Origin of the sequence: Parapedobacter sp. SGR-10 (assembly GCF_011030405.1) — a bacterium.
Taxonomy (GTDB): Bacteria; Bacteroidota; Bacteroidia; order Sphingobacteriales; family Sphingobacteriaceae; genus Sphingobacterium.
Window position 1 is genome coordinate 1 of sequence record NZ_JAAJTJ010000014.1, and the last position, 21,103, is coordinate 21,103.

The following is a 21,103-nucleotide window of genomic DNA, read 5'->3' on the forward strand; positions in this document are numbered from 1 at the left end:
AGGGCCGTTTTTTATTTATAGACTAATGATGAATGGGGGGAGAGAAAGTCAATCCGATGTCACCGCGCAATTGGGAAAGAGGAGTATCACTCTTCATAAAATTCCTGTAGACCACCTACATACTCATTTTCCCATCCTTCTACGATATCGTCATAATCCTCGTCAGGAATATTCGTGTGATTAACTTCGAATGAAGTCCCTTTTTTATGTTCATGTAGTTTGATCGTCACGATAGATTGTTCTTTCTGATCACCAAAATACCATTCCTGTACAATTTTTTTAGGGGGATCCAGTTCTAGAAATTTACCGGTGATAGCTCCGTCCCATAAAGAGAATTCTCCACCGACATTTGGATTGATGTCCACTTCATCGCTTGTCCATAACTGTAAGGTGGTTTTGGTGGTCAAAGCTAGATATATTTCTTGCGGTGTCGCAGGAATAATAAAATATTTTTTGAAATTCTTCATGTCTATGCGAAAATGTATTATCGGGACTTTGTAGCTAATAGCTTATCTACAATAGCATCTAAGTGTACAGAATCCGATTTATATTGTTCGAGATTGTATAGTTCTACTTTTCTGAAATCCAAGGGATGACTTTCACTCTGTAGATAAATGTAGCCGGATTTTATCAGTTCTCCGTCTTTTTTGACTTTAGGGTCATGTCCACTTACATTACCGCCACCATATTGAGGTTTTGTGTATTCAAGGACCACCTCTCCATCTAGGATATGTTTGATGACCGAATCACCTAAGACCAGAAAATCTGCCGTGACCCACCGATTGCCGTGATATGTCTTTGAAGTAGAGCTTTTGCAATGTGGTGTAAATAGGCTATCAGCTATAACGACATTCGTGCCTGGTGTACAGAGATTGGAAGTTGTGCGTTCGGCAGATCCGTCTCCTCCTAGAAATTGCCCTTCTATGGATATGGGAAAATCCTGATCTTTCAGCATGGATCCAGGAGATTGACCATGGAGCATGGCACCACTATTGCGCCAAGCCCACCCTTCGCCTCCTTTGGCTTGTTCGTCTACAAAACGGTATTCGATTCGAAGCAGATAGTAGCTGTAGGGTTCGTGGTAGGCAAGATGACCATATTTAAAAGAAAAATCGTCGTATTGATCGTAACGAACTTTTAGTAACCCATCTTCTACACGGAATGTATTGCCGAAATTTTCATTTACGTCATAATAACGAATTTTGGGGATCCATCCTTCCAGATTTTTTCCATTAAAAAGTTGGATGGCTTGTGGAGTATCGTTACTTTTATTCTTGGTCGACTGGCAGTTGGCTATAAAAATGGTCGTGGTGATCAAATAAAATGCAAATAGTATTTTCTTCATAATTATTATAATTTACTTATAAGAGGGTGTTGTGTTTTTTGACATAATCGCTGGGTCTAACGCCAACTATTTTATAAAAAGTATTGCTGAAAGTCGGTAAACTGCTGTAGCCGACTTGTAATGCTACCTCATTGACGCTTAGCTGTTCGTCCAACAAGAGTTTTAGAGCCGTGAGCATCCGGAGTATCGTGTAATACTGGATGAATGACATGTTGAGTTCTTTCTGGAAGAGACGAGCTAGGCTTCGTTCGCTGATGTCAAATTTGTCTGCCAAAAGTTTAGATCCTATGTTTTCCTTGATGTTTTTTTCAAGATAATCGACTATATTTTTTAATTTAGGGTGCTGTGGGTAGGGTAAGGCCAAAGGAAGCTCCGATTGTGACAATTCGGGAAGTAAAAGCTTAAATGCTTTTGCAATAGAATAATTCGGTTCGTTGGAAGGAAAAATGTTGCCGTTCCAGCGATTTGTAAACATGATGAGCTCTATCAACAGATCATTGACAGGGTAAATGTTTATCTTGTCAAAAAATGCCGTGTCGGTTTCAAATCTAGGGAAATAAAGATTGCGCATAATGACATGTGGAGAGCTAGGGTGTATGCTATGCCTTACTCCTGAAGGAATCCATATGTAATGACGTGCCGGTAAAAAATAAGATTTGTCAGCTGTTTTGAGAAAGACCACTCCCCCTTCCGTATACAGAAACTGACCTTTGATATGATTATGTTCGACGATGTAACTGTCTCCCATAAGTGCATGATGACAGTATATGCTGTCTTTGAAGACATCGATCTCGGTCATATAATACTTGTCTACATACTCTTTTTCCATGGGCCGTCATCGTTTACGCAAACGTAAATTTGCTTAAATATTCTTGAAATACCAAAAGTATATGTAGGGTTTCTCTAGAAGAATGGATAGTTTGTACTTTTGTGATATTGAACAATAATTTTTGTGATGTCAGACAATGGGAAATCAAAATTAATTAAGAACCTTTGTCCATCGTTATTTAAATACAATAGTATTATTCATTTATAATTTATTCAAAGAAAATAAGATGTCATTAAACAGAATCAGACTGGAAAGTTTACGGGATAAAGTGATGAGTGCCGAAGAGGCTACACTTTTTATCAAAGATGGCATGGTGGTTGGCTCTAGTGGCTTTACCAAAGCAGGGGATAGTAAGGCTGTACTGCCAGCCTTGGCCGAAAGGGCCAAATCAGAGAAGATAAAGATTACCTTGATGACCGGAGCTTCACTAGGCCATGATACAGACGGCAAATTGGCAGAAGCTGGTGCGTTGAGCAAACGTATGCCATTTCAGGTGGACCGTACGTTACGGAATAAAATCAATAGTGGCGAAGTGTTGTTTATCGACCAACACTTGAGTGAAAGTGCCGAATTGTTGCATAATAAAAACCTTCCAGATGTTGATATCGCTGTGTTGGAAGTTGCTTTTATAGATAGAGACGGTAGTATTGTACCGACTACTTCGGTCGGAAACTCTGTAACATTTGCAGCATTGGCAAAACATGTCATATTGGAAATCAATACTGCCGTGTCCGAAGATGTGTACGGTATACATGATATCTATCAAGCAGAAAACTATCCATACCGTAATGTGATCCCGATTGTGGCACCGTGGAACAAGATCGGGCGCAAGACTATCGCTTTGGACCCCAATAAGGTGATTGGCATCGTCTTTACGGACAAAAAGGATAGTCCGGCAGATATCTCTCCCCCAGATGCGAAGACGATGTCTATAGCTAAGTATATATTGGACTTTTTTGAAAACGAAGTCCGTTTGGGGCATTTGACGGATCGATTGCTGCCTATACAGGCAGGCATAGGTAAAGTAGCCAATGCTGTATTGACAGGGTTTAAGAATAGTAATTTCTACGACCTTACGATGTTTTCGGAAGTGCTGCAGGATAGTACGTTTGATTTGATCGACTCGGGAAAGCTGAGTTTTGCCTCGGCATCTTCGGTGACGGTTTCGGAGGAATGTTACGATAGGGTATTTAACAATCTACAGCGATATAAAGAGAAATTCGTGTTACGTCCACAGAATATATCGAATACTCCCGGACTCATAAGACGGTTAGGGATCATAGCTATTAATACAGCTATTGAGTTTGATATCTATGGTAATGTGAACTCGACACATATCTCTGGTACCAAGATTATGAATGGTATCGGAGGATCTGGCGATTTTGCACGTAATGCCTACCTCAGTATTTTTGTGACTCAAGCGGCTTCTAAAGAAAATGCTATTTCTCACGTGTTGCCGATGGTTTCCCATGTAGATCATACGGAGCACGATGTGGATATTTTGGTTACGGATATTGGATTGGCAGATTTGAGGGGACTAGCTCCACGCGAACGGGCACAGCAGATCATCAATAACTGTGTGCATCCGGATTATCGTGAAGAATTGCAGTCCTACTTTGACCGGGCCTGCCAACGGGGTGGACATACTCCGCATTTGTTGGAAGAGGCTTTTAGTTGGCATCTGCGATTGGCCGAAACGGGTTCGATGAAGAAAGAAGCAGTTACTTTTGCTTAAAACCAGACTATAGAAATAAGATAGATGATGATGAGGGCTTGTGTAGTATGGTGCAAGCCTTTTTTGTTTGAAGAAAAACAGCCTAAACGAGAAAAGGGATGCATCATATACATCCCTCATCAAATATTTTAACGCAAATCTTGAATTAACCGACTAGTTTATTTACCAATTTGGTCAACTTGGATTTGTTGTTAGCAGCTTTGTTCTTGTGGATGACATTGTTCTTCGCCAAACGATCCAACATAGAAGATACGCGAGGCAACAAGGCTTTAGCTTCTTCAGGGTTGGTTGTGTTACGTAATTTTTTGACTGCGTTACGTGTTGTTTTTGCTTGGTAACGGTTTCTTAAACGCCTCGCAGCGTTGGCTCTAATTCTTTTAAGCGCTGATTTATGATTTGCCATTTTTACTTAGCTATATTTTTATTTTTTTTACTCAATTCGGAATGCAAAAGTAATGAGATAAAACCAATATTCAAAATCTATTTTTAGTTTTTTTAGTTGAGGGGCTAGAAGGATAAGGATTGGTGGGAGGGAAGGATGTTTTTGACTTTTGGTTTTTTAATTTTTACTTTTGCTTCATGCAAAAACTATCGATGGAACAATTGAACCGGGCAGATATCGATTCTTTCAAGCGTCAAGAAAAAATACCTGTCGTCATCGTACTGGACAATGTCAGGAGCATGCATAATGTGGGTTCAGCTTTCCGTACGGCGGATGGTTTTGCTATAGAAAAAGTGTTACTTTTGGGCATCACGGGTACACCACCCCATCGGGAAATCGAAAAAACTGCATTGGGAGCGACACAGTCTGTAGAATGGCACTATCACAAAGATAATGTTGAGGCTGTAAGACAATTGAGGGCACAAGGGTATAAAGTATATGCCGTGGAGCAGGCTACCGGAAGTGTGGACTTGCAGGAGGTCGCTATAGCAGATGGTGGAAAATATGCTCTTGTATTTGGGAATGAGGTATATGGGGTAGATGAGAACATCATGCAGTTGGTTGATGGCTGTATAGAAATTCCACAATTTGGTACTAAACATTCTTTTAATGTATCGGTCACGATCGGGATTGTGCTGTGGGAGTTTGTCCGAAAACTAAATTTTTAACAAAAAAAGAGGGATTTTGCACACTCTATTTCCAGAAGTCAATGCAAAACAGTAGATTTGCTCTGCAAAAAAATAGAACAAATGAGTGTATTAGTAAATAGAGATTCAAAAGTAATCGTTCAAGGATTTACAGGAACTGAAGGTACTTACCATGCTTCACAAATGATTGAGTACGGAACCAATGTCGTTGGTGGTGTCACACCAGGTAAAGGTGGACAAACCCACTTGGATCGTCCGGTATTCAACACAGTACAAGACGCCGTAGACAAGACAGGGGCGAATGTTTCCATTATTTTTGTACCTCCTGCATTTGCGGCCGATGCGATCATGGAAGCTGCAGCAGCAGGCATCGCTTTGATCGTGTGTATCACAGAAGGTATCCCTACCAAAGATATGATCCAGGTAAAATCTTACTTAAGTGACAAAAACGCTCGTTTGATCGGTCCTAACTGCCCAGGTATCATTACGGCAGAGGAAGCTAAAATCGGTATCATGCCTGGATTTATTTTCAAGAAAGGCAATGTAGGTGTCGTTTCCAAATCTGGTACGTTGACTTATGAAGCTGTGGATCAAACCGTGAAAGCAGGGTTGGGTATCACGACAGCTATCGGTATCGGTGGAGACCCTATTATCGGTACAACAACAAAAGAAGCTGTGGAGTTGTTGATGAATGATCCAGAGACTGAAGGTATCATTATGATTGGTGAGATCGGTGGTGGTATGGAAGCCGAAGCGGCACGTTGGATCAAAGAACACGGTACAAAACCTGTTGTTGGATTTATTGCTGGGCAAACAGCGCCTCCGGGACGTCGTATGGGACACGCTGGAGCTATTGTAGGTGGTGCGGACGACACTGCGGCTGCCAAAATGAAAATCATGCGTGAGTGTGGTATCCGTGTGGTAGAATCTCCTGCAGAAATCGGAAAGGCAATTGCTGAAGAGTTGGCAAAATAAGCCGTCTATATAGAGTTGTATATAAATCGTATTTTAGCCTTCATTTCAACCTTGGGTGAGATGGAGGTTTTTTTTTGCTAAAAAGAGGTGTCTTAAAAAGGTCTGGCGCAAGTTTGCTTGTCTGATAGGTAGGCGTTTGCTTGTGTCCTTTTTATTAAGTCACAAGGATCACTTTGTTAATTTTTGCGCCATAATTTGGTTTCCGAAATCTTATAGGTTAGTTATTATTTATTTTTATTTTTTTAATATTTTTGACTATTTTGGATTTAAAAATATGATTTTAATAAAAAACAACTGTTTATAATATAAATATTGTATATTTGTGGGAATATCAACTCCGGTTGATTTCTTAGTTCATGTAAATTAACGAATAATGAAATTAAGTCAGAAACAAGCTGTCTTTGAAAACGAGGTTCTTACACGGTTTGAACTTTTTAAAAGTTTATTTTTAACCCTTCCTTTTCAGAGAGTAAAACATACAGGTACTATTCTTCCATTCTTTTCTACCCATTGTGAAAACGGTGTGGCCGAACATTTGGCTCCAGAAGACATTATAGATAGCTTTTTTGGTCAGTATGAGCAGTATGTACAAGAAGAAGATAGAATTGACCTCTTGTTTCGTATCGTGCAATATATTGAACGTCAGGTTGTTTTGTTTGATGCTATTGAGGACTCGGCTTTCCAGGCTGTAGGCAAGACCGATGAAACAGGTGGATTGGACGCGCTGTTTAGGTTGGCGCAGAGTAATCCGGAGCTAAAAAATCAGATTATCGAGAAGTTGAAGGACTTTTCGGTACGTTTGGTCCTGACGGCGCACCCTACACAATTTTATCCGGGACCGGTCTTAGGTATCATCAATGATTTGACTGAAGCCATCAAAGCCAATGATATTTCTAATGTACATCTGTTGTTGCAACAATTGGGGAAAACCCCATTCATCAACAAACAGAAACCTACTCCGGTAGATGAAGCGGTCAGTTTGGCTTGGTATCTGGAAAATGTGTTTTATAAAGTAGCTTCAGGCATCCAATCCAAGATCGATGATGTGCTAGAAGTTCCGGCCGAGGATGTAAAACAATTGATTGAATTGGGGTTCTGGCCGGGAGGTGATCGGGATGGAAACCCGAATGTGACCGCTGAGAGTACGAAGAAGGTGGCTTCTATGTTGCGTACGATCCTATTTAGATGTTATTATCGTGATTTTCGTATCGTAAAACGCAGAATCACATTCCGCGGTGTAGAACAGTATCTGGATAATCTGCAGAAGCTGTTCTATGACAATAGTTTCAACCCTATCGAGAATCCGGAGGATGATACGGCTAAAATATTGGAAAATCTACAGGCCATCACACAAGTGCTGCATGAAAAGCATAATGGTCTGTTTGTGGAGTTGGTGGAAGATTTGATCCGTAAGGTCAATACTTTCGGATGTTACTTCACTACCCTTGATATTCGCCAGGACAGTAGTGTATTGCGTAAGGCTACCAACTATTTGGCAGAAGTGTATGCAGGTACCGTGAAGTCGACGGTCGATGAGCTTACGAAATCGGAAGAAAGTAAACAAGCTTCCTTATATTTTGATGAGCATACCTTGGATTATCGAAAAGATGCGGATCCGTTGATCAAAGATATTATTGATGTGATCCGTTTGTTGAAAAACATACAGAGATCAGGTAGTGAGCGGGCGGCACAACGCTTTATCATTTCGAACTGTCAACAAGCGTCCGACATTTTAGGTCTTATGCAATTGTTTTTGTGGCAAGGATGGAAGAAAAAGGAATTGACCATCGATTTTGTGCCTTTATTTGAAACAGTGGATGATCTTTCACGTGCTTCTGATGTCATGCGTACACTGTACACCAACAAGGCGTATGCAGAACATCTCAAAATAAGGGGAAATAAGCAGACTATCATGTTAGGTTTTTCCGATAGTACCAAGGATGGTGGATATTTGATGGCCAATTGGTCTATCTATAAAGCCAAGATAGAATTGACAGCGCTAGCGAGAGAATATGATGTAGATCTGATTTTCTTTGATGGGCGTGGTGGCCCCCCTGCACGGGGAGGGGGCAAAACCCAACGTTTCTATGCTTCTATGGGTAGTGAGATCGAAAACAACCATATCCAGTTGACTATACAAGGACAGACCATAAGTAGTCAGTACGGCTCGTTGGATACAGCACAATATAATATAGAACAGTTGCTGCATGCGGGTTTGGTTTCGGAGATCAGGCAAAATGGTGGAGATACCTTGACGAGCAAACAAAAACAGGTCATTGATGATTTGGCAACTGAGAGCCATCGCAAGTTTTTAGCGCTCCGTCATCATCCGCAGTTTTTGAAATATTTGGAAACGTTGAGTCCATTGAAATCATTGGCTTCTATCAATATCAGTAGCCGTCCTGTAAAACGAAATTCGGATAAAGAGTTGCGTTTGGAAGATCTGCGAGCTATATCATTCGTGACGGCTTGGAGTCAGTTGAAACAGAATATACCGGGTTTCTTTGGGGTAGGAACAGCTTTGCAATGGGCTGAGGAGAACAATCTATGGTCTTATGTACGAAACCTGTACCAGACTTCTGGTTTTTTCAATACCCTCATCGACAACTGTATGATGTCTATGACCAAGTCCAATTTTGATATCACTTCCTATATGAAAGATGATGAGACTTTTGGCACGTTCTGGAATATATTACATGAGGAATTTGTGAAAACCAACAAATATCTGTTGAAGCTAAGCGGGGCAAAATATCTGATGGAGAATTATCCCGTGGAGCGGTGCTCGGTGTTGGAACGTGAAAAAATTGTTTTACCCTTGCTTATCATCCAGCATTATGCCATCCGCAGGTTGCAGAGTGGCAAGTTGAAAGCCGAAAAAGAGGAAGTCTATCGTAAATTGATCGGTCGTACGGTATATGGTGTAGTCAATGCAGGAAGAAATCTGGCTTAAGCCACCTTTCGAAGTTTCGAAAACTTCGAAAGGTCTTATTTAAAATAAAGTGACGGAGGTGATGATAGTGATGTAGTTATGAAGGCAAAACGCATACCTTCATAACCTATTTCACATCCATAACTTACATAATTTTAAAATATAAGATTTTGATAGCCTTATAGTTTTTGTTTTGTAGCAAACTATGATTTGCTCTTACATTAACATGATCTTGAATATTGGACTAAGCAGGATAAAAGGCTTTTTGATATTACTAAAACAGGTGCTATATTTGTTTTATCAGGATTAGATCCTTATTAAGATTCCGATACCCATCGGTTTGTTTATAAAACTTAACAATATATGCACTTGCTGACTGACCATACGGAAACAGAATATCTTCATCAACTGATAGAGGGAGATCAGCAAGCGTTTACCTATTTTTATGATACATTCAAATTACCGATCTACCGGAAATTGCTGAAGATGGTCCGTATAGAGACTGTTGCCGAAGAACTTACCCAGGATGTATTTGTACGGATATGGGACAAAAGGATGTTGATCGATCCCGCACAATCCTTTAAGTCCTATCTATATCGTATTGCTCAACATATTTTGTATGATTTTTACCGAAAAGTGGCACGTGACGAACGTCTGCAACGGGAAATAAGTCTACTCCACATCACTACCCATGATCCGGTCAGTGAAGAGGTATTTCTGAAAGAGACCCAAAATATCCTTGATCAAGCTATCGCCAGTTTGTCTGATCAACAAAGACAGATTTTTACCCTTTGTCGGATCGAAGGAAAAAGCTATCGGGAAGTGAGCGAAATATTGGGAATCTCGGTTCATACGATCAGTACCCATATGACGAGGGCATCGAAAAATATACAGGCGTTTATGCTTAGAAATCAACACTTGATTTGGATCGCAACCATCCTTGCTGCGAGCTTCGAAAAAAATATTTTACATTGATGTAGTGATTCTTCTTATTGTAAACGTACTAATAACAAATGGTGGAGATTGGATGGAGCGTCTCCTCTTATAAAAGTACATTACAATGGAAGAGAAAAATTATATTCGCTCTATATTTAGCAAATTCATCAAAGGAAGGCATTCGCCCAAGGAACTGGACGATCTATTGCGGTATTTTGGTGAAAGCTCAGAGCAGGAGATGAGGCAGATGATCAGGGAAGAATTGGAAACTCCAGATGATGATCATGCTATTACTCCATCCGAAAAGCAGGCATTGAACCGAATCGACCAACAGGTCCATGCCCATGTCGCCAGAAGCTCTGTTCAAGATGAAGGAGGCAGCAGCCGTTTGATAAGACAGCAATCTATTTATCGCTGGATTGCTGTAGCCGCTATTTTTTTGGTTTGCACCTGGGGAGGCTATTATTTCTACATGCATCGTGTAGAGATACCGGATGCCGAACAGGTATCCCCTGTCTTGCATGACCTGGATCCAGGAGGCAATCGTGCAACGCTGACATTGGCCGATGGCCGTACAGTGGTGCTGAATGAAGACCAGGGAAGTATAGTTATGGGTTCAGATGGGGTGACGTATACAGATGGGACGATTGTTGTGGGACTTTCTGCCGATGTCGGGGAAAGGTTAAATGTCATCCAGACTCCCCGGGGAGGACAGTATCGCATTGTGTTGCCCGATGGGACAAAAGTATGGCTGAATGCGGCTTCATCTCTCCGTTATCCCGGACAATTTGTCGGTAAAGAGAGAAGGGTAGAGCTTGATGGAGAAGGTTATTTTGAGGTAGTAAAAAATGCAAAACAAAAATTCAAGGTAGTCTGTAGAGGACAGGAAGTAGAGGTATTGGGCACACAATTTAATATAAATGCCTACACCGACGAACCACATGTGAAAACTACTTTAGTAGAGGGAAGAGTACGTGTCGCTTCTCTGGAGAGCAAGGAAATAGCACAATTGTTCCCCGGTCAACAATCTGTACTTACAAAGAATGTCTTTGAAATTGATCAAGTAGATGTAAGTACTTCGATCGGTTGGAAGGATAATGATTTTATCTTCAAAGGTCAGGATCTGCGTACGACAATGCGACAACTCGCACGTTGGTATGATGTAGAAGTCCGTTATGCGCCCAACGCCCCCTTGCATTTGAAAATAGGAGGTTTGGTCTCCCGCAATAATCGATTGTCCAGTGTACTCAAGGCTATGGCTTCAACGAATAGTGTTCAATTTGACTTCGATGGAAAAACAATATTGGTGAAACCCGTAAATAACTAAAAACCTATAGATGATGAAAAAACAGAGAGGACCTTGATCGTGAAAAGTTCCAAATAAACCAGAAGTGCTGGTAACACTTCCGGTTCAATATTGGAATACATAGAAAATAATTGCACGACACAATTTATAAACTAATTATCCCATTCAAATGTATAAATTTTTTATTGCAAAAAATACGGGACGATATTCCCATTATCCTATAGCAAAGATACTACTCATTATGAAACTAACCCTATTTCTATTGACAGTTGGCTTCATGCAGTCGTATGCTGTGAGCTTTGCTCAGCAAATATCTATCAAAGCGAATAATATTTCGTTGGAACAAGCTTTTGGTGAGATCAAAAAGCAGACAAGTTATGACTTTGTTTATGACGAAGCCCTGATCAAGACAATAGAACCGGTCAATCTGAATATTCAAAAACTTGGCCTAGATGCGACCCTCAAACAGATTTTGCAGGGCAAAGCTCTGGACTACAGTATTACGGATAGGATCGTGACCATAAGACGTCGAGTGCCAAGGACAGAAAGTAGTTCTTCATCGTCCATACAAAGAAGGACAGTTACGGGCAAGGTCACCGATGAAAAGGGTAACCCCCTTCCAGGGACACTTATTCAAGTGAAAGGAGAAAGCACTAAGACAGTAAGTGAGGTGGGTGGAAGCTACATGATCACGGTGTCGGGTACTGAGGATGTATTAGTCTATTCTTTTATCGGTTTTCAGAACCAGGAGATAAAAGTGGGAAACCAGAAGACCATCGATGTGAAAATGGCTGTTGATGAAAAAGGACTGGATCAAGTGGTTGTTATCGGGTACGGTACCGTAGCTAAAAAAGACCTGACGGGGTCAGTCGGTACAGCTGATGTGAAAGAAATGGAAAAAGCTCCCGTTGCCAATTTTGACCAAGCACTAGCAGGGCGTGTGGCAGGTGTACAGGTCTCTAATAATGACGGACAGCCTGGACAAAATGCCAATATTGTGATCCGTGGTGGAAACTCTTTGACCCAAAGTACGGCTCCATTATATGTCGTGGACGGTTTTCCGATGGAAGATTTTAGCAGTTCGGCTTTGAGTAATTTTGATATTGCCTCGATCTCTGTGTTGAAAGACGCCTCCGCTACAGCTATCTATGGCTCTAGGGGCGCAAATGGTGTCATCGTGATCGAAACGAAAAAGGGACAGACAGGAAAGCCGACAATTGATTTTTCGGCCTCTTTCGGTTCGCAGGGAGCCATTAAGAAAATGGATATGATGTCGGGTTATGAATTTGTGAAGTATCAAAATGAAATTTATCCTACATTGGCAGAACGCTATTATTTGGGTAATGTTGGAAAGCAATTAGAAGATTATCAAGGCGTAAAAGAACTGGACTTGCAGGATAGGCTTTTCAGAAATGCACCGATCAATATCTACAATATAGCACTTCGGGGAGGTAATACGAGTACACGTTACGCTGTTTCGGGAAGTCTATTCGATCAACAAGGTATTATTGTCAATTCATCCAATAAACGCTATCAAGGACGATTGTCTCTGGATCAGTCAATCTCAGACAAGCTTAAGGCAGGCTTTGTAGTGGGGATGGCTAAAAATACGGTGGATGGAACGCCGGTGAACTCTGGTCCGACATCTTCGGCAACAAGCTATACTCTGTACAGGACTTGGGGATTTCGCCCCGTAACAGGCACAGGCATTGATCTAGGTGATCTTTTGGTCGATCCCGAGTCGGAAGGTCTCAATCTGATGATCAATCCTGTCATTAGTTTGGAAAATGAAGTGTACCTAAACACTTATTCCGACTTGAACCTAAATGCCTTTTTATCGTATGAGATCCTCAAAGGTTTGACATTAAAGGTGTCGGGTGGGACCAATAGCCGTACGAACCAATATAAGTATTTCTATAATTCTGATACGTATAGAGGTACACCCTTAAACCCCAGTAATTTCAGAGGACAATACGGTGGCGTTGTCAATCGATCGATGAAGGGTTGGGTCAATGAAAATACACTGACCTATAAAAAGTACATTAATAAAGATCATGTGTTTGATGTCATGGGAGGATTTACACTACAGAGAAGAGATAGTGACAGTTTTGGGTATGAAGCAGACAATATCCCAAATGAAGAAATGTTATTCAGTTCTCTAGGAGGAGGTACACCCTATCGGAATACATCTACGCAGACCTATCATACCTTAGCCTCTTTTTTAGGACGAGCAAATTATACCTTATTGACCAAATATATGTTTACAGCATCCTTTAGGGCCGATGGTTCGTCAAAATTTGTCGCTCAAAATCGTTGGGGATATTTTCCAGCAGGAGCTTTTGCTTGGCGTATGAAAAATGAAAACTTTTTAAAGAATGTAGACATGATTTCGGATGCCAAGCTGCGATTAGGTTACGGTGTTACCGGAAATAATAGGGTAGGTGATTTTGACAGGGCAAGGGGATTGATATATACAGATTGGGAGGCAGGCTATTCTTTTGAAAATGGTATTCCATTCAAAGGTTTGATTATGAATTCTATGGGAAACAGTTCCCTCAGGTGGGAATCTACCTTCCAATCCAATATAGGTTTGGATCTGGGATTGGTTGATGACAGAGTCCAATTGACGTTGGATCTGTACAAAAAGAATACAAAAGATCTTTTGCTTTTGGCTAATCTTCCCAGGACGACAGGTTTCATACGAGAATATAGAAATATAGGAGAGGTTGAAAACAAAGGACTGGAGATTACGCTTAATACGGTTAATGTCAAGAAAAATAATTTTTCTTGGGAAACCAACTTTAACATAGCTTTCAATCGTAATAAGATCATTTCATTGGTTGAAAATGAAACCAATTTTCTGAGTTCGGTGACTTTTGATAGTAACTTTAGTTCTTCGTCGCCTTATATTGCGATGGTCGACCGTCCAGCAGCTTTGTACTATGGCTATATTTGGGATGGAAACTACCAATACAGCGATTTTGACGAAGTCTCTCCCGGGAACTATGTGTTGAAGTCTACTGTCACTACCAATGGAAATACGGCAAGTAGCATACAGCCTGGAGATATAAAATACAGAGATATCAATGGTGATAAAGTAGTCGATAGCCAGGATTTGGCTGTTATCGGTAATCCCCAGCCCTTACACAGCGGCGGTATCAATAATATCTTCCATTACAAATCATTCTCGCTCAGCATGTTTTTCCAATGGTCTTATGGAAATGAGCTTTTGAACGCTAACCGTTTGATTTTTGAAGGAAATGGATTGTTTAGACCATTATTGAATCAATATGCGACCTATGAGAACAGATGGACACCGGAGAATCAAAACAATGAATTGTTCAGATCCGGCGGACATGGGCCCTTTGGAGCATATTCTTCCAGAGTGATCGAGGATGGGTCTTATATTCGGCTGAAAACACTTTCCCTATCCTACAGATTGCCAGAGGCAATTTTGTCGAAAGTGCGCGCCTCAGATTTAGCCCTTACTTTCTCTGGACAAAACCTAATTACATGGACGAATTATTCCGGTATGGATCCCGAAGTGTCTACGAGGCATTCCGCTTTGACACCGGGTTTTGATTACTCGGCTTATCCTATTGCGCGGACATTTGTTTTTGGTATCACTGCTAAATTTTAAGAAAATGGAAAAAGTTAAAATCTATATAGTTGCAATTGCCATTGTCGGTTTATTGGCTTCTTGCAGCAAATTTCTGGATACCACACCCTTGGACAAGATGGATCCAGACGCGATATTCGATAAAGAGTCTCAATTGGATGCTGCTTTAGTAGCAGCTTATGATCCATTGGGAAGAGGTGCGCTCTACGCCTATACGATTCAGACCCGATTGGCGACAGAATCGGATGAGGGTTTCTTCTATAGTAGTAGTAGAACCACTGGTCCACAGTTTTATGATTTATCCTCTTCGGACCCCGAAGTGTTGAGTACCTGGACAACCTTATATCAAGGGATTTCTCGTGCCAATCTTGTACTGGAGAATGTGGATAGACCTGTCATGGATGAAACCAGAAGAAATTATATCAAAGGTGAAGCCTTATTTTTAAGAGCCTACTATTACTTTTTGTTGGTAAGCAATTGGGGAGATGTCCCCTTGCTGCTTCATACAGCCGAATCGGTGGAAGGTAATACTATCGAGCGTACACCATCCGATCTCGTATATGAGCAAATTACGCAGGATATGATACAGGCCGAAGAGTTGGTGCGTCCGATACAGGGGTATGATGGGGCTGGTCGTGTGACCAAATCGGCTGTTAGAGGTGTTCTGGCCAGAGTATATCTGTATTGGGCCGGCTACCCTTTGATGAAAATAGAAAAGTATCAAGATGCCAGATTTTGGGCAAAAAAAGTGATAGATGATACCGAAGCCGGACATCGATTGAATCCTTCCTATGATGAAGTTTTTATCAACTATGCCAAGGACAAATATGACAATAAAGAAAGTATCTGGGAAGTCGAATTTGCCGTGACGGGTATCTACGAGCACGGGCAAGTAGGTTCGTGGATTGGAATACGTTCTACAAATGAGAGTATCGGTACCGCGTATGGCTTTATAGGGACTACGCATACACTGTTTGATCGGTACAAAGTAGGAGATTTGAGAAGAGACAGAGCTATATCTCCTTTCTATTATGACGGCGCTACTCAGGTTCTTTTTGCGGAGACACAGACTTCCAGACGCTTCCCCGGCAAATGGAGAAGAGAAGAAGAAACTGCTTTGCCCAAATTGAACCAGAATACACCGCAAAACTATCCTTTGCTGAGGTATTCGGACGTCCTGTTGATGTTTGCCGAAGCGGATTATCAGGTCAATAATCAGACTCCGACCGCTGCAGCCTATACTGCACTAAATGAGGTGAGGCGGAGAGGGTATGGAAAAAAACTCAATGGCCCGGGACAGATCTCCGAAACGCTCAAGTCTATCACGATTAACGATGGAGGCACGGGATATACCGCTGCTCCTGTGATCAGTATCACTGGTGGCGGTGGTGAAGGCGCGACCGCGACAGCTACTGTAGAGGGAGGGGAGATCATCTCGGTGACCATCACCAATCCGGGTAGAAAATTTATTTCATTGCCCACGATCACGGTGACAGGTGGTGGAGGTAGCGGTGCGGTATTGACACCGGTATTGAGCTTGCCGGATGATGCGGATTTAAAGGACCTAAATTCTGCGGAGTTCATTTCCGCTATACAAGAGGAACGGTCGAGAGAGTTGTGTTTTGAGGGATTCCGTAAGTATGACCTGATACGGTGGGGGTTATTGGAAATAAAATTGAAGGAAGTAGGATCATGGATAACAGCTAATGAAAATGCGAGTTATAAATATGTGTCGCTGAGCTTTGACAATTTCGACAAATCCAGACATACACTCTTACCAATTCCTCAAAACGATATATCGTTGAACGGACTACTGACACAAAATCCAGGATATTAAAATAAGATATGATGAAAAAAAATATATTTCTATTTGTGATAGCATCCTTTATGTGGATGACTTCCTGTGATAATGGTATCGAAGTGACGGCCCCTACATTCGATGTGAAAACGGAGAAACTATCTTATAAAAAAGAAGATACTGTTCGTTTTATTTTTTCGGGGGATGCCGAATATATCACTTTTTATGCCGGAGATAAAGGAGCAGAATACAAACATCGATTTAGGACCCAAGTGGCCGATGCGAAGCCCATATTGAATTTCAATAGTAACGGCCGTTACGGTCCTCCCGAAAGAAACTTAAGTCTCTTGATCGCCACCGATTTTACCGGGACGATGAATACGGAAAATATCCAAAAGGCAAATTGGCAGGATATTTCTGACAGAGTAAATTTTTCGACGGGAACGGTCGTCCCTTCAGGAGATATCGATTTGTCCGATTTCGTCAGTTTTCCACAGATACATTTGGCTTTTAAGTATGTCGGTATTGGAAATACAGCTCAGGCACAAAAGACATGGACGATCACAGACTTTGTATTGAACACGTATGATGTAGATGACAATACTTACCCTATTGTCCGTAGTCTTTCAGAAGGAGGGTGGTTGCAGCACAGTGTGGAGGGGGATACACGGGTATGGAGAATTACAGCTGCAGACTTATGGTTAGGTGCCAATGCCAATGAACCTTCCAATGAGGATTGGGTAATTACCAAAGCCTTAAATCTGGCTTCTATCAATCCCGACAATGGTGTGGCGATCAAGACATTGACCAGTACGGCGGAGCCCTTGTCTCATGTGTATACAGAGGCAGGCGACTATGTGGTTACGTTTATCGCCAAGAACCAAAGTATTTATGGAGAACAGGAAGTTGTTAGAGAAATACATTTATCCATAACAGACTAGAGATGGGATTACGATTTTTATCCGTTATATTTTTTATCTCCCAAGTTTTTATGGTCTACGCACAATCGGATTCGGGCGCCCTTTTGGGTGCTAATCTGGTGCAAAACAGTGGTTTTGAAAAGGGGGGAGAGCCGTGGAAGCTGGCTCAGAATGCCTCTGTAGATCATGCTGCGGGCTACAATTCAGGATCGTCATTGCTTGTTAAGAATGACGATCCTGAGAAAAAATTTTCCGGCACCTCACAAAGATTGGATATAGCTCCGGGTTCAACCATTTATTTTAAAGCTAAGGTAAAAGGCAACCTGTCGTCAAAAAGTGAAAAGCCGAAGTCGGATGGTGCGCGTGTCTATATACAGGCCTATGATGAATTTGGAAAAGTAATCAGTGGCCGTTATCCGAAATTGTCGGGTTTAGGAACATTTGATTGGAAGGAACTTTCTGGAGATTATACCGTGCCTATTGATGCCGCCTATGTCTCTATCGCCGTAGGGTTGTATAATGGTGTGACGGGAGAGGCCTGGTTTGATGATGTTACGATACAAACGGAAAAACCTCCATTCATAGAGGCATTTCTGATGAAACCTCATTACCGGGGAATGATACAGGAGAAAGGAGAACAGGTTTTTAGCGAGCATATCATCATCAATCGGGGTTATTATGAAAACAGTAAAGAGGATATTCTGGTTAGGTATGTCTTGAAAAATGTGGTCAATAAAACCATTGACAAGTTTGAAGTGAAGCTACCGGGATCCACTACCGATACCATTCTTGCATTTTCGCCGAAGACAAAACTACAGGAAGGTGATTACACCCTTGTCGGTGAGTACAAAAGTAATCTTTCGAACAGCAGTTTTTCGCGAATTCACAAGGTAGAGGTGGTCCGAAACTGGCCAATGGTGTATATTGACGAGGAAGGATATACGGTCAAAAATGGAGAGCGAATTTTTCCATTTGGATTGTATATAGGGCATCCGGATGACGAACATCTGGAACGCATTAAGCAGGCAGGGTTCAATACCGTACTATCCTATGGCTATGGACACAATGCGAATTTTGAAGAATACCTGGATAAAGCCGAAAGATATGATCTCCACGTGATCTATTCACTGAAGGATTTTTATGAAGGAGGTGCTTTGAAGCTGGGAAATAGAAAACCTTTGGACGTTGCAAAAGACTATGTCAATCAGATTAAGTACAAACCCTCACTGTTGGCTTGGTACACTGTGGATGAATTGCTACCGAATTGGATACCCAAAATCGATGAGCTGTACCAGACTATCACGAAGATAGATCCCCATCATCCTACCTTGCAGGTACACTACTATGATGGATATAGGATGCTTGAGAAATATTATTACAATGCAGATATCATTGCTACGGATCCCTATCCCGTAGGCCGGCCTGATCTGTCGTTGACCTCTACGCGTGTGAAGGCCGGACTGCAAGCCACACATCACACCAAAGGACATTGGGCAGTACTGCAATCTATGGATTGGGCAGTATATCAGAAAGAAAAAAAACCGAACCCTCCTAATCTGGATGAATTGCGAAACCAATGTTATCAGGCTTTGATCCATGGAGCAAAAGGAATTTTGTTTTATACCTACTATGACCTTTTTCAGGAGAGGTATCCCCGAAAAAATACATTGGACTACGACAATTTCAATAAGATATGGCCAGATGTGGTACGTATGTCTACTGAGGTCAATGCTCTATTTCCTGTTCTGCTGAATGGAAAAAATCAATCTGTTACTATCGTAGAGAATGATAAGGTAGAGATTTCGTGTTTGACGTATCAAGGTGACGTTTTTCTGCTTATTGCCAATCCATTTTATACTTCGAAGGAAATCCGTATAAAAATGGATGAGGATTGGAAAATCGATATCTATAGCCAAGGGCAGATTACAGCGCAGGTAAATAGCGATGTGCTGACTTTGCAATTGCCATCGATTGGTAGTGGTGTTTTTAAATTAAAATCCAATAAAGAATGAAAAGAATAACTATACTTATTTTGACTTTGTGCATGTTGGGCATAGCAGCAAAGTCTTGTCCCGTCATCCCTATACCTAAGCAATGCGTGTCAAACGGAGATTTCTTTACATTGGATAGAAATGTCGTTATTGTCGGTGTAGACGATGAGCTGAGCAGTTATTTGCAATCTGCTCTGTTTCGGTACACCCAAATACCTGTCAAGGTAGGGAAGAATACGGCCAATGCAAATACGATCAGGTTGGTTTTGGACAGTAGACCTTCTTTTGCTGAAGGTGGTTATAGTCTGGAAATTACCGGGCAACAGGTTGTCATCCGTAGTGATCACAAAAATGGTCTGTTTAATGGAATTTCTACTTTTCTTCAGATTAGCAGTGCAGGCCAAAAACAGGGATTTCGTCTCGATGGTGTAAAAATAGTCGATCAACCTCGTTTTAAATGGAGGGGAGTGATGATCGATGAAGCGAGACATTTCTTTGGTAAGGAAAAAATCAAACAGATTTTAGACTGGATGGCTTTTTATAAGTTGAACAAATTCCATTGGCACCTGACCGACTCGCAGGGTTGGCGTATGCAGATTAAGCAATATCCCAAGCTAACTGCTATTGGAGGTATAGGAAATTTTTCGGATCCATTTTACCAAGCTCGGTTTTATACACAAAAGGATATTACGGAGATTGTCGAATACGCAAGCCAACGGTTTATCGAAGTTATTCCCGAAGTGGATATGCCGGGCCACGCAGCAGCAGCGGTCAAGGCTTACCCCGAGTTTAGTGGGGGTGGTTCGGCAGCGCATCCGGATTTTACATTCAACCCAGGCAAGGAAGAAACCTACAGTTTTTTGACCAATATTTTAAGAGAAGTGGATGTGCTGTTTCCATCACAGATGATTCATATCGGTGGGGATGAGGTCCATTATGGAAATGAAAAATGGAATCAGCTTCCGGAAGTAGCCGATCTGATGAAAAAGAACAATCTCTCCGATCTGAAAGAAGTGGAACTGTACTTTTTCAAAAGAATGTCTGACAGTCTACAAAATCTAAACAATAAGATCTTGGCATGGGATGAAGTGGTGGGCAATAATATTGGCAAAAACCATATTGTCTTTTGGTGGAGACACAACAGGTTGGAACAGTTAAGACAGGCTTTGGACAAAAAGGTGAATGTGGTCATGTGTCCGAGATCTCCATTTTATTTTGACTATATGCAAGATTCCAGTCAAGTCTATGGGCCTGATTATAAAAAGTTTGGTGTCAATTCTGTCGAAAAAATATACAATTTCTCACCGGAGATATATGGGGTGAAGACGGAGGATATGCCATATATCCTTGGGGTACAGGGGAACTTATGGACAGAACGGATCCAGTCCGAAAACAGACTCGACTATATGCTGTTTCCGAGAATAGCCTCTCTGGCGGAGACAGCATGGACAATGTCGGACAATAAAGATTTTTCTTCTTTCAAAGACAGGGTGACACAACATTATCCACTCTACGAGCAGGACAATGTCTATTATTATGATTTTCTGGATTTTCGAAGACGCAGTGAACCCATGAAGTAAGGGAGCATACCTATGTATGAAATAAGGACAGCACCCATCAGGAGAGAAGTC

General features: G+C 41.4%; 15 protein-coding genes. 11 read left to right on the plus strand and 4 right to left on the minus strand.

What is annotated here, in order from left to right:
* Positions 1–86 precede the first annotated feature (86 nt).
* Genes G5B00_RS11020 through G5B00_RS11030 form a run of 3 tightly spaced genes read right to left on the minus strand, consistent with a single transcriptional unit; the run spans position 87 to position 2,174 of the window.
* Positions 87–467, minus strand: coding sequence for an SRPBCC domain-containing protein (locus G5B00_RS11020; RefSeq protein WP_163874976.1), 381 nt, complete (start codon positions 465–467; stop codon positions 87–89).
* Between the two features lie 17 nt (positions 468–484).
* Entirely contained in the window at positions 485–1,345 is an 861-nt protein-coding gene (locus tag G5B00_RS11025; RefSeq protein WP_163874979.1) for a DUF1080 domain-containing protein, read from the minus strand.
* A gap of 16 nt (positions 1,346–1,361) precedes the next feature.
* A complete protein-coding gene (locus G5B00_RS11030; RefSeq protein WP_163874982.1) occupies positions 1,362–2,174 on the minus strand; it encodes a helix-turn-helix transcriptional regulator in 813 nt (270 codons plus the stop codon).
* Between the two features lie 226 nt (positions 2,175–2,400).
* On the opposite strand from G5B00_RS11030, the gene G5B00_RS11035 reads away from it, so the two are divergent.
* Complete coding sequence (locus tag G5B00_RS11035; RefSeq protein ID WP_163874984.1) at positions 2,401–3,909, plus strand: succinate CoA transferase; 1,509 nt, start codon at positions 2,401–2,403, stop codon at positions 3,907–3,909.
* 145 nt (positions 3,910–4,054) lie between these two features.
* Here the strand turns inward: G5B00_RS11035 and rpsT are convergent, their stop codons facing one another.
* Positions 4,055–4,312, minus strand: a complete 258-nt coding sequence (gene rpsT, locus G5B00_RS11040) for a 30S ribosomal protein S20 (RefSeq protein ID WP_163874986.1) — start codon at positions 4,310–4,312, stop codon at positions 4,055–4,057.
* A 176-nt stretch (positions 4,313–4,488) separates the two neighbouring features.
* Between rpsT and G5B00_RS11045 the strand changes: the two genes are divergently transcribed.
* The 10 genes from G5B00_RS11045 to G5B00_RS11090 all read left to right on the plus strand — a co-directional run bounded on the left by G5B00_RS11045 (position 4,489) and on the right by G5B00_RS11090 (position 21,052).
* Positions 4,489–5,019, plus strand: a complete 531-nt coding sequence (locus tag G5B00_RS11045) for an RNA methyltransferase (protein WP_163874989.1) — start codon at positions 4,489–4,491, stop codon at positions 5,017–5,019.
* A gap of 81 nt (positions 5,020–5,100) precedes the next feature.
* The gene (gene sucD / locus G5B00_RS11050) at positions 5,101–5,973 is read left to right on the plus strand and encodes a succinate--CoA ligase subunit alpha (RefSeq protein ID WP_163874992.1); all 873 of its coding nucleotides are present in this window, start codon (positions 5,101–5,103) and stop codon (positions 5,971–5,973) included.
* A 373-nt stretch (positions 5,974–6,346) separates the two neighbouring features.
* Complete coding sequence (locus tag G5B00_RS11055) at positions 6,347–8,923, plus strand: phosphoenolpyruvate carboxylase (RefSeq protein WP_163874995.1); 2,577 nt, start codon at positions 6,347–6,349, stop codon at positions 8,921–8,923.
* Between the two features lie 342 nt (positions 8,924–9,265).
* Positions 9,266–9,877: an RNA polymerase sigma factor gene (locus tag G5B00_RS11060; RefSeq protein WP_163874998.1), complete on the plus strand. Its 612-nt coding sequence runs from the start codon at positions 9,266–9,268 to the stop codon at positions 9,875–9,877.
* A gap of 85 nt (positions 9,878–9,962) precedes the next feature.
* Entirely contained in the window at positions 9,963–11,165 is a 1,203-nt protein-coding gene (locus tag G5B00_RS11065; RefSeq protein WP_163875002.1) for a FecR family protein, read from the plus strand.
* Positions 11,166–11,385: 220 nt separating this feature from the next.
* A complete protein-coding gene (locus tag G5B00_RS11070) occupies positions 11,386–14,784 on the plus strand; it encodes a TonB-dependent receptor (protein WP_163875005.1) in 3,399 nt (1,132 codons plus the stop codon).
* Between the two features lie 4 nt (positions 14,785–14,788).
* A complete protein-coding gene (locus tag G5B00_RS11075) occupies positions 14,789–16,600 on the plus strand; it encodes a RagB/SusD family nutrient uptake outer membrane protein (protein WP_163875007.1) in 1,812 nt (603 codons plus the stop codon).
* 8 nt (positions 16,601–16,608) lie between these two features.
* Positions 16,609–17,502 carry a DUF5017 domain-containing protein gene (locus G5B00_RS11080; protein ID WP_163875010.1) on the plus strand — a complete coding sequence of 298 codons (894 nt, stop codon included), beginning with the start codon at positions 16,609–16,611 and terminating at the stop codon, positions 17,500–17,502.
* Between the two features lie 2 nt (positions 17,503–17,504).
* Complete coding sequence (locus tag G5B00_RS11085) at positions 17,505–19,493, plus strand: carbohydrate binding domain-containing protein (RefSeq protein WP_163875013.1); 1,989 nt, start codon at positions 17,505–17,507, stop codon at positions 19,491–19,493.
* Entirely contained in the window at positions 19,490–21,052 is a 1,563-nt protein-coding gene (locus G5B00_RS11090; RefSeq protein WP_163875016.1) for a beta-N-acetylhexosaminidase, read from the plus strand. Before G5B00_RS11085 ends, G5B00_RS11090 begins: the two co-directional genes overlap by 4 nt.
* Positions 21,053–21,103: the final 51 nt, after the last annotated feature.